The sequence below is a fragment of the Salmonella enterica subsp. diarizonae genome (assembly GCF_008692785.1).
Classification (GTDB): Bacteria; Pseudomonadota; Gammaproteobacteria; order Enterobacterales; family Enterobacteriaceae; genus Salmonella; species Salmonella diarizonae.
In genome coordinates this window covers 1-13,026 of sequence record NZ_VXJV01000004.1, presented here as the reverse complement: position 1 = coordinate 13,026, position 13,026 = coordinate 1, and the positions used below count along the sequence as shown (strand labels likewise).

Genomic DNA, 13,026 nt, shown 5'->3' with positions numbered 1-13,026 from the left:
TTATCTCAGGTTTTTTTCAGGAGAAAGCATGAACATCATCGCCATTATGGGGCCGCACGGGGTTTATTATAAAGATGAACCCATCAAGGAGCTTGAGCGTGCATTACAATCCCTGGGATTTCAAATTATCTGGCCGCAAAATAGCGTTGATTTGTTGAAGTTTATTGAACATAACCCACGCATTTGCGGCGTTATTTTTGACTGGGATGAATACAGCCTCGACCTTTGTAGCGAAATTAATCAGCTAAATGAATACCTTCCCCTCTACGCCTTTATCAATACCAACTCGACGTTGGACGTTAGCGTTTACGATATGCGCATGGCGCTGTGGTTTTTTGAGTATGCGTTGGGGCAGGCCGAAGATATAGCGACGCGCATTCATCAATATACCAACGAATATCTCGATAATATTACGCCGCCGTTTACCAAAGCGCTGTTTACCTACGCTAAAGAAGGAAAATATACCTTTTGTACGCCGGGTCATATGGCGGGTACGGCGTATCAGAAAAGCCCGCCAGGCTGTCTGTTTTATGACTTTTTTGGCGGCAATACCTTAAAAGCTGATGTGTCGATTTCGGTGACTGAACTGGGGTCACTGCTGGATCACACCGGGCCGCATCTGGAAGCGGAAGAGTATATCGCCCGTACTTTTGGCGCCGAGCAGAGTTACATGGTGACGAACGGTACGTCGACCTCGAATAAAATTGTCGGTATGTATGCCGCGCCTGCGGGAAGTACGTTGCTTATTGACCGTAATTGCCATAAATCGCTGGCGCATTTGCTGATGATGAGCGATGTGGTGCCTCTCTGGCTAAAGCCGACGCGCAATGCGCTCGGCATTCTCGGCGGTATTCCTAAGCGTGAGTTCACCCGTGACAGCATTGCGCGTAAGGTGGCGGAAACCGCGCAGGCGCAGTGGCCGGTTCATGCGGTTATCACCAATTCTACTTACGATGGTCTGCTGTATAACACTAACTGGATCAAGCAGATACTGGACGTTCCCTCGATCCATTTTGATTCCGCCTGGGTACCCTATACCCATTTTCATCCGATCTACCAGGGGAAAAGTGGGATGAGCGGCGATCGGGTGCCCGGAAAAGTGATTTTCGAAACGCAATCCACCCATAAAATGCTGGCGGCTTTTTCGCAGGCGTCGCTTATTCATATCAAAGGGGAATATGACGAAGAGACGTTTAACGAAGCGTTTATGATGCACACCTCTACATCGCCGAGCTATCCCATTGTCGCCTCTATCGAGACTGCGGCGGCGATGCTGCGCGGCAACCCGGGGAAAAGATTGATTAATCGTTCGGTGGAACGGGCGCTCCATTTTCGTAAAGAGGTAAAGCGGTTACGTGAAGAGTCCGATAGCTGGTTCTTTGATATCTGGCAGCCGGAAGAGGTTGATGAGGCCGAATGCTGGCCGGTAGCGCCGGGAAAAACATGGCACGGCTTCACCGATGCCGATGACGATCATATGTTCCTCGATCCGGTTAAGGTGACAATCCTGACGCCGGGAATGGATGAACAGGGCAACATGAGCGAAGAGGGGATACCTGCCGCGCTGGTGGCGAAGTTCCTCGATGAGCGAGGCGTGGTGGTGGAAAAAACCGGGCCGTATAATCTGCTGTTTTTGTTCAGCATAGGGATTGATAAGACCCGTGCAATGGGGCTGCTGCGCGGACTGACGGAATTTAAACGGGCCTACGATCTTAACCTGCGCGTCAAAAATATGTTGCCGGATCTGTATGCGGAAGATCCTGATTTTTATCGCAATATGCGCATTCAGGATCTGGCGCAGGGGATTCATAAACTGATCCGCCAGCACGATCTTCCGGGGCTGATGTTGCGGGCGTTCGAGGTTTTACCGGAGATGATCATGACACCGCACCAGGCCTGGCAGCGTCAGATCAAAGGCGAGGTGGAAACCGTGGCGCTCGATCAACTGCCAGGGCGCGTTTCCGCAAATATGATCCTGCCTTATCCGCCAGGCGTTCCGCTGTTGATGCCCGGCGAGAGGATCACGCAACAGAGTCGGGCCGTGCTCGATTTTCTGCTGATGCTATGTTCGATTGGTCAGCATTATCCCGGTTTTGAAACGGATATTCACGGCGCGAAGCGGAATGAAGATGGGGTGTACCAGGTACGAGTCTTAAAACACGCCTGTTAGCTTGCCTGACGGGAATGTGGCGAGTAACGTACTGATAATCAATAAAGGAGACGCTATGCTGGGATTAAAACAGGTTCATCACATCGCGATCATTGCGACAGACTATGTGGTGAGCAAGGCGTTTTATTGCGATATTCTGGGATTCGAGCTGATAAGCGAAGCCTGGCGGGAAGAGCGTGACTCGTGGAAGGGCGATTTGGCGCTAAACGGGCAGTATGTGATTGAGCTTTTCTCTTTTCCCTTCCCTCCGGCGCGTCCAAGCCGACCTGAAGCCTGCGGCCTGCGCCATCTGGCTTTCAGTGTGGAAAATGTAGAAAACGCCGTTGCGCATCTGGAAAAGCATCAGGTTAAGTGCGAACCGATACGCGTCGATCCGTATACCGGGAAGCGCTTTACTTTTTTCAACGATCCGGACGGTTTGCCGCTTGAGCTGTATGAGCAGTAAGACTTGTCATTAAGGCGCTAGCCAGGTAACGTTGCCGGGCAAAGTCACTATAAGCACGAACCATGACCACTCTCACGCTGAATACTTCGTTACTCTCTTCTCGCCGTATTTTGGCCGCCTTTAGCGGCGGCCTGGATTCTACGGTGCTTTTGCATCAACTGGTGTTGTGGCGAGAACGTCATCCTGACGTCACGCTGCGTGCTATCCATATTCATCACGGTTTAAGCCCTCATGCTGATAGTTGGGTGCGGCATTGCGAAACCGTATGCGAACGCTGGCAGGTTCCGCTGGTAGTAGAGAGGGTGACTCTGGCGGATAATGGCCTGGGTATCGAGGCCCATGCGCGTGAAGCGCGCTACCGGGCGTTCGCACAGACGTTATTGCCTGGCGAAGTGCTGGCAACCGCGCAGCACCGTGACGATCAGTGTGAAACATTCCTGCTGGCGTTAAAGCGCGGTAGCGGTCCGGCCGGACTTTCCGCGATGGGAGAACGCTCGCCTTTTGCCGGAACTCAGCTTCTTCGCCCGCTGTTGAGAGAAACGCGGGAGACGCTGGAACAGTGGGCTGTGTGTCATGACTTATGCTGGATCGAAGATGAAAGCAATCAGGATGATGCCTACGATCGCAATTTTTTACGCCTGCGCGCGCTTCCGCTCTTGCAGCAGCGTTGGCCGCATTTCTCTGCGGCGGTAGCCCGTAGCGCGGCGCTCTGCGCCGAGCAAGAAAGGCTGCTGGACGAACTTTTGGCCTGCGAGCTTACGGACTGTATCACGGCGCGGGGAACATTGCGGCTCTCTCCATTAATGTCGATGAGCGATGTACGGCGGGCGGCGATTCTGCGTCGCTGGCTGGCGACGCGTAATGCGCCGATGCCCTCTCGCGACGCGCTGGAGCGTATCTGGCAGGAAGTAGCGCTGGCGCGCGACGATGCCTCTCCCTGTTTACGTTTTGGCGATCGCGAGATTCGCCGTTATCAGTCACAACTGTGGTGGATTAAATCCGTGGCCGGACAAAGCGAAACGACGGTCGCCTGGCCCGTCTGGCAAACACCGCTGGCGCTGCCTGCCAGCTTAGGGACGGTACAGCTCGTTCCTGGCGGCGAACTGCGCCAGCCGCGAGAGGAAGAATCCGTCAGCATTCGTTTTAAGGCGCCAGGGGTGCTACACATTGTGGGACGTCACGGCGGACGTAAGCTGAAGAAAATCTGGCAGGAGCTGAATGTGCCTTCCTGGCGGCGCGATACCACGCCGCTGCTATTTTATGGCGATACGCTGATTGCGGCGGCGGGGTACTTTGTCACCCATGACGGGCTGGCGAATAATGAAGACGGTGTGGCGTTACTGTGGCGAGAAGACGCATAAAATGCCGGATAGCGGCGAAAATGCCTTATCCGGCAGCAGGATTCAGGATTCGCTGACCACCACTGTACCAATTTCCGGGTGGCTGAAACTGGCGATTTTATCGAGACGAAGCTCACGGGACTCGCCGGAAACCTCGGCAAGCAGATATTCCACGTTTTTACGCAAGATCAAATCGTTCGCTTTTGCCTGCAAAATCTCGCCATCTTTTAACGTTAGCGTCAGTATTAAATGATGCATGCAGGCAAGCTCAAGACTATCGTAGTCATCGCAATTAATGGGTTGATACGTTTCATTCATTGACATAATCGCTCACCAGTAAGTTCGCGGCAGCATAAGCTGCCTTTTCCCTGACCGACTCTGAAAGGGCGCTATCTGCCGCCACTTCATTAAGCACTTTCAATACACAACCCAGCGCATCCGGGACATACCCTAAGTCTCCGCTGGCGATTTCCGCATACCGCTTGCGTACTAACTCACAATATTTTTCCACACGCCCTCCTGTCAGCATTCTGACTTAACCGTGGATGCAAGTCTAAGCCTACGAAGTTAAATCCTGTTTAGCAAGGTGACTATACCATACTCATTTACGCAATATCAGCGCCTGACGCGAGTGAGTAAAAGATTCGTTAACAGCCTTTTAGCGCGGTTTTCGCTACAATGGATGCCTGATTCGAAAGGAGTTTCTCATGGCGCTTAAAGCGACAATTTATAAAGCCGTCGTCAATGTGGCTGACCTTGATCGCAACCAGTTTCTGGATGCGGCATTGACGCTGGCGCGTCACCCTTCTGAAACGCAGGAGCGTATGATGCTGCGCCTGTTGGCATGGATAAAATATGCTGATGAGCGGTTGCAGTTTACGCGCGGACTTAGCGCGGAAGATGAGCCGGAGGCCTGGCTGCGCAACGATCATCTGGGCATCGATCTCTGGATAGAGCTGGGGCTGCCGGATGAGCGCCGTATTAAGAAAGCCTGTACTCAAGCGGGCGACGTCGCGCTCTTTGCTTATAACTCCCGGGCGGCGCAAATCTGGTGGCAGCAGCATCAAAGCAAGTGTGCGCAGTTCGCTAACCTGTCCGTCTGGTATCTGGATGACGGACAACTGGCGCAGCTCAGTGAATTTGCCGATCGTACCATGACGCTACAGGCGACAATTCAGGACGGCGCAATCTGGCTTTCTGATGCTCGGAATAATCTGGAAATACAGCTTACCACCTGGCAACAGCCCTCATGATTGCCATCTCCCGGACGGTCTCCATAGACGATAATGAGCTGGAAATTACAGCCATTCGCGCGCAGGGCGCGGGTGGCCAGCACGTGAATAAGACCTCTAGCGCGATTCATTTGCGCTTTGACATTCGGGCCTCTGGCCTGCCAGAGTATTATAAACAGCGTTTGCTGACGGCCAGCCACCATCTGATAAGCCATGATGGCGTAATTATCATTAAGGCGCAGGAGTACCGGAGCCAGGAGCTCAACCGGGAAGCGGCTATCGCCAGGCTGGTTGCCGTCATAAAAGAATTAACCGCGGAGCAGAAAAGCCGTCGCGCAACTCGCCCGACGCGTGCCTCGAAAGAGCGCCGCTTGTCCTCGAAGGCGCAAAAATCTTCTGTAAAGGCGCTTCGCGGTAAAGTTCGTCGTCCACTGGATTGACGGGCAGGAATAGCAATTTCATAAGGATTTCATGGTGAGAACAGCAATATTGTCAGTAGCGGCAGCCTGCACGCTATTTGCCTTGATAGGGTGTAATAACCGTGCGGAAGTTGACGCCCTGCAACCTGCGCAGGCGGCGGAATTAAAACCCATGCAGCAAAGCTGGCGCGGCGTGCTGCCCTGTGCGGATTGTGAAGGTATTGAAACGTCACTGTTTCTGGAAAAAGATGGCACATGGGTGATGAACGAGCGCTATCAGGGCGTTCGCGAAGAACCTTCCTCTTTTGCGTCATACGGTACCTGGGCGCGGACGGCGGATAAACTGGTGTTAACCGACAGCAATGGCGAGAAATCGTATTATCGCGCAAAAGGCGATGCGCTGGAGATGCTCGACAGAGAAGGCAATCCGGTGGCTTCGCCGCTTAATTATACGCTTGAGCCTGTTACCGCCAGCCTGCCGGTAACGCCAATGCCGCTGCGTGGTATGTATGTATATATGGCCGACGCGGCGACCTTTACCGATTGCGCGACCGGAAAACGGCTCCCTGTCGCCAGTAACGCCCAGCTTGAGCGCGGCTATCTGGCGGCTAAAGGCGAAGCGGAAAAACCGGTGCTGCTGACGGTAGAAGGGCATTTTGTTTTTGCCGCGAATCCGGACACGGGCGAGCCGGTAAAAATGCTAATAGCCGATAAAAATGCGAAGTTTGCGCCAGGTAAAGATTGCACTCACTAATAAAAGGCCTCGCATGGTGCGAGGCCTTTACATATCTGCCGGATGGCGCCGGACAATCCCAACAAGATGCCGTTTAGCCTTTAATGACCTTGACCAGATAGTCAACGATATCGCCGGTTTTAATCAGCGATTTTTCACCGCTACGACGGTATTTATACTCAATATCGTCGTTATCCAGGTTACGATCGCCAATCACGATAGTATGTGGAATACCAATCAGTTCCATATCGGCAAACATCACGCCCGGGCGCTCTTTACGGTCGTCCATCAGCACTTCAATGCCCTGCGCGCGCAATTCGCTGTACAGCTTTTCCGCCAGCTCCTGCACACGGAAGGATTTGTGCATATTCATCGGCAGAATAGCGACCTGGAAAGGCGCAATGGCGTCAGGCCATACAATGCCGCGCTCGTCAAAGTTCTGCTCGATAGCCGCGGCAACGACGCGTGTTACACCAATACCGTAGCAGCCCATTGTCAAAGTCTGGTTACGACCATCTTCACCCTGAACGGAGGCTTTCAGCGCTTCTGAATACTTGGTACCCAACTGGAAGATGTGCCCCACTTCGATACCGCGTTTGATAAGCAACGTTCCCTGACCATCCGGACTCGGATCGCCGGCGACTACGTTACGGATGTCGGCAACAATAGGCGTCGCCACATCACGATCCCAGTTAATGCCAAAGTAGTGTTTACCGTCGATGTTAGCGCCAGCGGCGAAATCGCTCATGGCGGCAACGGTACGATCGATGATGACCGGAATCGGCATATTGACCGGGCCGAGGGAGCCCGGACCGGCGTTAATCACGGCGCGAATCTCTTCTTCGGTAGCGAAGGTGAGCGGGCTGGCAACGTGCGGCAGTTTTTCCGCTTTAACTTCATTCAGTTCATGATCGCCGCGAACCAGCAGAGCCACCAGCGGAGACTTGCTGTCTTTCACCGCTTTAACCAGCAGTGTTTTTACCGTTTTTTCAATTGGCAGGTTGAACTGTTCCACCAGCTCCGCGATGGTTTTGGCGTTTGGCGTATCGACCAGAGTCATTTCCTGCGTCGCCGCTGCGCGCGGCGCTTGCGGCGCGATAGCTTCTGCCAGTTCGATGTTAGCCGCGTAATCAGAAACATCAGAGAAAACGATATCGTCTTCGCCGCTTTGCGCCAGCACCTGGAACTCATGTGAGGCGTTGCCGCCGATAGAACCGGTATCGGCCTGTACCGCGCGGAAATCCAGCCCCATACGGCTGAAGATACGGCTATACGCGGCGTACATGGCGTCATAGGTTTCCTGCAACGATTCCTGAGAGGTGTGGAAAGAATAAGCATCTTTCATCAGGAATTCGCGCGAACGCATCACGCCAAAGCGCGGACGCACTTCATCACGGAATTTGGTCTGGATTTGGAAGAAGTTCAGCGGCAATTGCTTATAAGAGCTGAGTTCATTACGCACCAGATCGGTGATAACTTCTTCGTGGGTCGGGCCGAGTACGAACGGACGCTCGCCACGGTCGACAAAACGCAGCAGTTCCGGACCGTACTGTTCCCAACGACCACTCTCTTGCCACAGGTCGGCTGGCTGAACGACTGGCATCGACACCTCGATAGCACCGGCGTTGTTCATCTCTTCACGCACGATGTTTTCGACTTTTTTCAGGACGCGCAGACCAGTCGGCAGCCAGGTATATAACCCGGAGGCGAGCTTGCGGATCATCCCGGCGCGCAGCATCAGCTGGTGGCTGATAACCTCGGCATCGGCAGGTGTCTCCTTCAGAGTGGAGAGCAGGTATTGGCTAGTACGCATGTTGTTACGGTTCCAGTTGAACGATCGAACAGGCTCAATGTGAGCCTGATACAAAAAAAGTGATTTAGTTTACCAGTGTGCAAGGGATGTCAAAAGAGAAGGGCGTGAAATTACCGTGGTTCCAGCGCAAACACTTCAAATCCAGTGTCAACCACACGCCAGCGCACGTTAAAATCATGCAGCCAGACAGCATAGGTTTTGCCCGTTTCTTCACCCTTACGATAAGCCGGGCGAGGATCTTGCGCCAGCACATCGCAAATAAACGTCCGTAGCTGCGGATAACGGCTTTCCAGCGTCGTGAGCTGTTGAACCACCTCAGCGGTAAAACTCACGGGCATTTCAGCCATCGGCGCCTGTTGCGCATAGCTGGCGACGGCGTCCGGTAAGGCTTCGGCAAACGGTAAATACGGTTTGATATCCACCACCGGCGTGCCATCCACCAGATCCAGGCTGTCTAATTTCAGAATTACGCTCTCTTTCCGGCACTCGATACCTTTTAGCGCAACGAGCGACATGCCAATCGGATTGGGGCGGAACGTGGAGCGCGTGGCAAAAACGCCCATTCTGGCGTTACCGCCAAGACGGGGCGGACGAACTGTTGGCCGCCAGCCGCCGTCCATCGTCTGATGAAAAACGAAAAGCACCCACAAATGGCTGAAGGCTTCCAGTCCGCGAACGGCATCGGCCTGGTTGTAAGGCGCTATCAGATGCAGTTCGCCGCAGGCGCTTTTGACCAGACCGGGCTGGCGCGGAACGGCGAATTTTTCTTTATAGGGGGAGCGAATAACGCCGATTTGTTCAAACTGAAAGCTGCTCATTTCGCCGAAATATTCAGGGCAGACCCGATACAAACCGCCTGACGGTAGCAGCCTGGCGTGCCGCTGGTAATTTCACAGCTGTGCAGCAGGACGGCGTTGGCTTTCATTTTAGATGCATTAATCTGCATACGCTTGCGTGCAGTTGGAATGTTAGGCGGAGAGTCTTGATTTGTCGCCTGACAGGATTCGCCGCTAACCTCGCCAAGATCGCGGAAAGGTTTGCCGACTAAGTCTTCAGCATTGGTGTAAATCCTGACGGGAGCGGCACGCGGCGCTTTAGGTTTCTCCGGCTCCGCTTTTGGCGGGGTTGCGGTGCTTTGAACGGGTTCAACAGGGGATCTGCTTAGCATGGAACAACCGCCCAGCATGAGTGCCAATAAACAGATCGGTAAAGCACGCATAATATTTCCTCAATGAATGTTCTAATTGCCAGATATTGAATCAGGAGCTTGCATAAATGACAAGACGGGCAATAGCCCGTCCTGAATAATATTACAGATTGTGGAATCAGCCTAAAACTTACCAGCCTTTCACCGCTCCACCATTAAAAACTTTATTTGCGGCTTCGTATACTTCATCAGACTGGTAAGCCTGAACGAATTTTTTCACATTCTCGGCGTCTTTATTGTCTTCACGCGTCACGATCAGGTTAACGTACGGAGAATCTTTATCTTCAACGAAGATACCGTCTTTCGCTGGCGTCAGGCCAATCTGGCTGGCGTATGTCGTATTGATGACCGCTAACGCGATCTGCGCGTCATCCAGCGAACGCGGCAACTGCGGCGCTTCCAGCTCAACAATTTTCAGATTTTTCGGATTTTCCACAATATCCAGCGAGGTAGGAAGCAGACCGACGCCGTCTTTCAGTTTAATCAGCCCCACTTTTTGCAGCAGCAGCAGGGAGCGACCAAGGTTGGTCGGGTCGTTAGGCACAGCGACCTGGGAACCGTCCTGGAGCTCATCCAGCGATTTGATTTTTTTGGAATATCCTGCAATGGGATAGACAAAAGTCTTACCAACAGAAACCAGTTTGTAGCCGCGATCTTTGATTTGCTGATCCAGATACGGTTTGTGCTGGAAGGCGTTGGCATCGATATCGCCTTTGCTCAGCGCTTCATTAGGCAGAACATAATCATTAAAGGTCACCAATTCCACGTCCAGACCGTATTTTTCTTTCGCGACTTTCTGCGCCACTTCGGCAACTTGCTGCTCTGCGCCAACGATTACGCCGACTTTAATATGATTCGGATCTTTTTCATCCTGACCGCAACCCGCAAGTGCCAGAGAACCAATCAGAGCACCCACTGCCGCAAAGGTTTTGAATTTGAACGCCATGCTTATTTCCTTAATGAGTATTTGTGTTGTGTTTAACGTTATTTATGCGTGACAGCCCTGACGATGCGATCGCCGGATAACTGAATTAAATAAACCAGAACGACGAGTAATACCAGCACCGTATTCATCACGGTAGCATTGTATCCAATATAACCGTACTGATAGCCGATTTGACCGAGGCCGCCTGCGCCGACTGCGCCGCCCATTGCGGAGTAACCGACCAGGGTGATCAGTGTAATGGTTGCCGCATTCACCAGACCAGGCAGCGCTTCCGGTAAAAGGATTTTACGTACAATTTGCAGCGGCGTGGCGCCCATCGCTCGCGAGGCTTCAATCAGCCCGGCAGGAATCTCTAACAGCGCATTTTCCACCATACGGGCGATAAAAGGCGCGGCGCCGACGGTCAGCGGTACAATCGCGGCCTGCAAACCGATAGAGGTGCCGACAATGATTCGGGTAAAAGGAATCATCCACACCAGCAGGATGATAAAGGGAATCGAGCGGAAAATATTGACCACCGCAGAAAGGGCGCGATACAGCCTGGCGTTCTCCATAATCTGCCCCGGGCGCGTAACATACAGCAATACGCCGACCGGCAGGCCAATCACAAAACCGAAGAAACCGGAGACAAAGGTCATCGCCAGCGTTTCCCAGACGCCACGCACCAGTAACCACATCATTGCCTCAGACATAACCCAGTACCTCTACTTTCACATGGTGATCCTGCAGCCAGGCAATTGCGGCTTGCGTTTCTTCTTGTGTGCCGTGCATTTCCGTTAGCATAATGCCGAACTTCACACCGCCGGCGTAATCCATCTGCGCGCTGATAATATTATTGTTCACGTTGAAACGTCGCGCGGTTTCGGAAAGCAACGGGGCGTCAACAGACTGCCCGGTGAATTCCATGCGCAGCATCGGCACGCTGTCAGTTTCCGGCGACGCTTTCAAGCGCGCCTGGTAATCCTCTGGAATGTCCAGGTGCAGAGTGGACTGAATAAACTTCTGTGCCAGCGGCGTTTTAGGATGCGAGAAGACTTCGCTGACCGTATCCTGCTCAATAAGCTCGCCATTACTGATGACGGCAACGCAGTCGCAGATACGTTTCACGACATCCATTTCATGAGTGATAAGCAGAATCGTCAACCCCAGGCGACGGTTGATATCTTTCAGCAATTCCAGAATCGAACGGGTGGTCGCGGGATCAAGCGCGCTGGTGGCTTCATCGCACAGCAACACTTTTGGATTACTGGCTAACGCGCGGGCAATCGCGACACGCTGTTTCTGACCGCCGGAAAGATTTGCCGGATAGCTGTCGTGCTTGTCGCCAAGACCGACTAAATCCAGCAGTTCTGTTACACGGCGTTTGATCTCTTCCTTTGGTGTGTTATCCAGTTCCAGCGGCAGCGCGACGTTGCCAAACACGGTTCGTGAGGCCAGCAGATTAAAGTGCTGAAAAATCATGCCAATCTGGCGACGGGCTTTGGTGAGTTCCGCTTCAGAAAGGGTGGTCAGTTCCTGGCCGCCCACCATTACGCTTCCTTCAGTGGGACGCTCAAGTAAGTTTACGCAGCGAATGAGCGTACTTTTACCGGCGCCGGATGCGCCGATGACGCCGTAAATTTGTCCGGCAGGGACATGCAGGCTGACATTGTTCAGCGCCTGAATGGTGCGAGTCCCTTGATGGAACACTTTGGTAATATTCGAAAGTTTAATCATTGATTCTTTATTATCGTAATGAAATTAGCGGAGGCATTTTCGTCTGCCTAATACGGTCAACGCCGTCAACAGAATGGATGTTAAGGCATCCAGACGTCTAAATCAATCAGGCTTTATACGATGAGCACTTTCTTGCCTGCTGAAACATGCGATACTAGCGTCACTTGCTTTACTCAGGAGCTATAAAAGGTGGCAAAGTCTGTACCCGCAATTTTTCTCGACCGTGACGGCACTATTAATGTGGATCACGGCTACGTACATGAAATCGATGCGTTTGAGTTTATAGATGGTGTTATTGACGCGATGCGCGAGCTAAAAAAAATGGGCTATGCGCTTGTGGTAGTGACGAACCAGTCCGGAATCGCGCGCGGCAAATTCACTGAGGCGCAGTTTGAAACCTTAACCGAATGGATGGACTGGTCGTTGGCGGATCGCGATGTCGATTTGGACGGCATCTATTATTGTCCTCACCATCCGCAGGGCAGTATAGAAGAGTTCCGCCAGGTATGTGATTGCCGCAAGCCGCATCCAGGAATGCTTATCTCGGCGCGTGATTTCCTGCATATCGATATGGCGGCTTCTTATATGGTGGGAGACAAGCTGGAAGATATGCAGGCGGCTGCGGCGGCAAATGTCGGGACAAAAGTGCTGGTGCGTACGGGCAAACCGATCACGGCAGAAGCAGAAAACGCGGCGGACTGGGTGTTAAACAGCCTTGCCGACCTGCCATCGGCGATAAAAAAGCAGCAAAAATAAGCGTTATGGATAAAAGATGAGCGGTTAAAACAAAAATGCATTTTTCCGCTTGTCTTCCTGAATCGACTCCCTATAATGCGCCTCCATCGACACGGCGGATGTGAATCACTTCACACAAACAACCGGTCGGTTGAAGAGAAAAATCCTGACATTCAGGGTTGACTCTGAAAGAGGAAAGCGTAATATACGCCACCTCGCGACGGTGAGCTGAAAGCCGCGTCGCACCTGCTCTTTAACAATTTATCAGAC

15 protein-coding genes are annotated in these 13,026 nt (G+C 52.7%); 7 read left to right on the top strand and 8 right to left on the bottom strand.

Annotation, left to right across the window (positions count from 1 at the left end; genetic code table 11):
* Window positions 1-28 precede the first annotated feature (28 nt).
* From ldcC to tilS, 3 genes are all read left to right on the top strand, one after another.
* On the top strand, window positions 29-2,170 hold the full coding sequence (gene ldcC / locus F4V72_RS09205; protein WP_085347402.1) for a lysine decarboxylase LdcC: 2,142 nt from the start codon (window positions 29-31) through the stop codon (window positions 2,168-2,170).
* Window positions 2,171-2,225: 55 nt separating this feature from the next.
* The gene (locus F4V72_RS09200; protein ID WP_053508727.1) at window positions 2,226-2,615 is read left to right on the top strand and encodes a VOC family protein; all 390 of its coding nucleotides are present in this window, start codon (window positions 2,226-2,228) and stop codon (window positions 2,613-2,615) included.
* 62 nt (window positions 2,616-2,677) lie between these two features.
* A complete protein-coding gene (tilS, locus tag F4V72_RS09195; protein WP_070789433.1) occupies window positions 2,678-3,976 on the top strand; it encodes a tRNA lysidine(34) synthetase TilS in 1,299 nt (432 codons plus the stop codon).
* 42 nt (window positions 3,977-4,018) lie between these two features.
* Here tilS and rof read toward each other — a convergent pair whose 3' ends face one another.
* Both rof and F4V72_RS09185 read right to left on the bottom strand, forming a co-directional pair.
* Window positions 4,019-4,279 carry a Rho-binding antiterminator gene (rof, locus tag F4V72_RS09190; protein WP_000062326.1) on the bottom strand — a complete coding sequence of 87 codons (261 nt, stop codon included), beginning with the start codon at window positions 4,277-4,279 and terminating at the stop codon, window positions 4,019-4,021.
* Window positions 4,266-4,466 (bottom strand): YaeP family protein, encoded by a 201-nt coding sequence (locus F4V72_RS09185; RefSeq protein WP_001518678.1) that lies wholly within the window; start codon window positions 4,464-4,466, stop codon window positions 4,266-4,268. The genes rof and F4V72_RS09185 overlap by 14 nt, the downstream gene beginning before the upstream one ends.
* A 196-nt stretch (window positions 4,467-4,662) precedes the next feature.
* On the opposite strand from F4V72_RS09185, the gene F4V72_RS09180 reads away from it, so the two are divergent.
* From F4V72_RS09180 to nlpE, 3 genes are read left to right on the top strand one after another with little or no spacing between them, the layout of a single operon-like run.
* On the top strand, window positions 4,663-5,208 hold the full coding sequence (locus F4V72_RS09180) for a YaeQ family protein (protein WP_053508723.1): 546 nt from the start codon (window positions 4,663-4,665) through the stop codon (window positions 5,206-5,208).
* On the top strand, window positions 5,205-5,627 hold the full coding sequence (arfB, locus tag F4V72_RS09175; protein WP_053508721.1) for an alternative ribosome rescue aminoacyl-tRNA hydrolase ArfB: 423 nt from the start codon (window positions 5,205-5,207) through the stop codon (window positions 5,625-5,627). The genes F4V72_RS09180 and arfB overlap by 4 nt, the downstream gene beginning before the upstream one ends.
* 31 nt (window positions 5,628-5,658) lie before the next feature.
* Entirely contained in the window at window positions 5,659-6,360 is a 702-nt protein-coding gene (gene nlpE / locus F4V72_RS09170; RefSeq protein WP_053508719.1) for an envelope stress response activation lipoprotein NlpE, read from the top strand.
* Between the two features lie 73 nt (window positions 6,361-6,433).
* On the opposite strand, the gene proS is transcribed toward nlpE, so the two are convergent.
* The 6 genes from proS to metN form a co-directional block, all read right to left on the bottom strand.
* A complete protein-coding gene (gene proS / locus F4V72_RS09165; protein ID WP_080070482.1) occupies window positions 6,434-8,152 on the bottom strand; it encodes a proline--tRNA ligase in 1,719 nt (572 codons plus the stop codon).
* 110 nt (window positions 8,153-8,262) lie between these two features.
* Window positions 8,263-8,970: a tRNA (N6-threonylcarbamoyladenosine(37)-N6)-methyltransferase TrmO gene (tsaA, locus tag F4V72_RS09160; RefSeq protein WP_063390144.1), complete on the bottom strand. Its 708-nt coding sequence runs from the start codon at window positions 8,968-8,970 to the stop codon at window positions 8,263-8,265.
* On the bottom strand, window positions 8,967-9,371 hold the full coding sequence (rcsF, locus tag F4V72_RS09155) for an Rcs stress response system protein RcsF (RefSeq protein ID WP_001202315.1): 405 nt from the start codon (window positions 9,369-9,371) through the stop codon (window positions 8,967-8,969). Before rcsF ends, tsaA begins: the two co-directional genes overlap by 4 nt.
* 118 nt (window positions 9,372-9,489) lie before the next feature.
* Window positions 9,490-10,305: a methionine ABC transporter substrate-binding lipoprotein MetQ gene (metQ, locus tag F4V72_RS09150; RefSeq protein WP_000874218.1), complete on the bottom strand. Its 816-nt coding sequence runs from the start codon at window positions 10,303-10,305 to the stop codon at window positions 9,490-9,492.
* Between the two features lie 38 nt (window positions 10,306-10,343).
* Window positions 10,344-10,997: a methionine ABC transporter permease MetI gene (locus tag F4V72_RS09145; RefSeq protein WP_001287482.1), complete on the bottom strand. Its 654-nt coding sequence runs from the start codon at window positions 10,995-10,997 to the stop codon at window positions 10,344-10,346.
* Window positions 10,990-12,021, bottom strand: coding sequence for a methionine ABC transporter ATP-binding protein MetN (metN, locus tag F4V72_RS09140; RefSeq protein ID WP_053508712.1), 1,032 nt, complete (start codon window positions 12,019-12,021; stop codon window positions 10,990-10,992). The genes F4V72_RS09145 and metN overlap by 8 nt, the downstream gene beginning before the upstream one ends.
* Window positions 12,022-12,210: 189 nt before the next feature.
* Here metN and gmhB point away from each other — a divergent pair, with 189 nt between their 5' ends.
* Complete coding sequence (gene gmhB / locus F4V72_RS09135) at window positions 12,211-12,777, top strand: D-glycero-beta-D-manno-heptose 1,7-bisphosphate 7-phosphatase (RefSeq protein WP_001140156.1); 567 nt, start codon at window positions 12,211-12,213, stop codon at window positions 12,775-12,777.
* The last annotated feature ends 249 nt before the right edge of the window (window positions 12,778-13,026 follow it).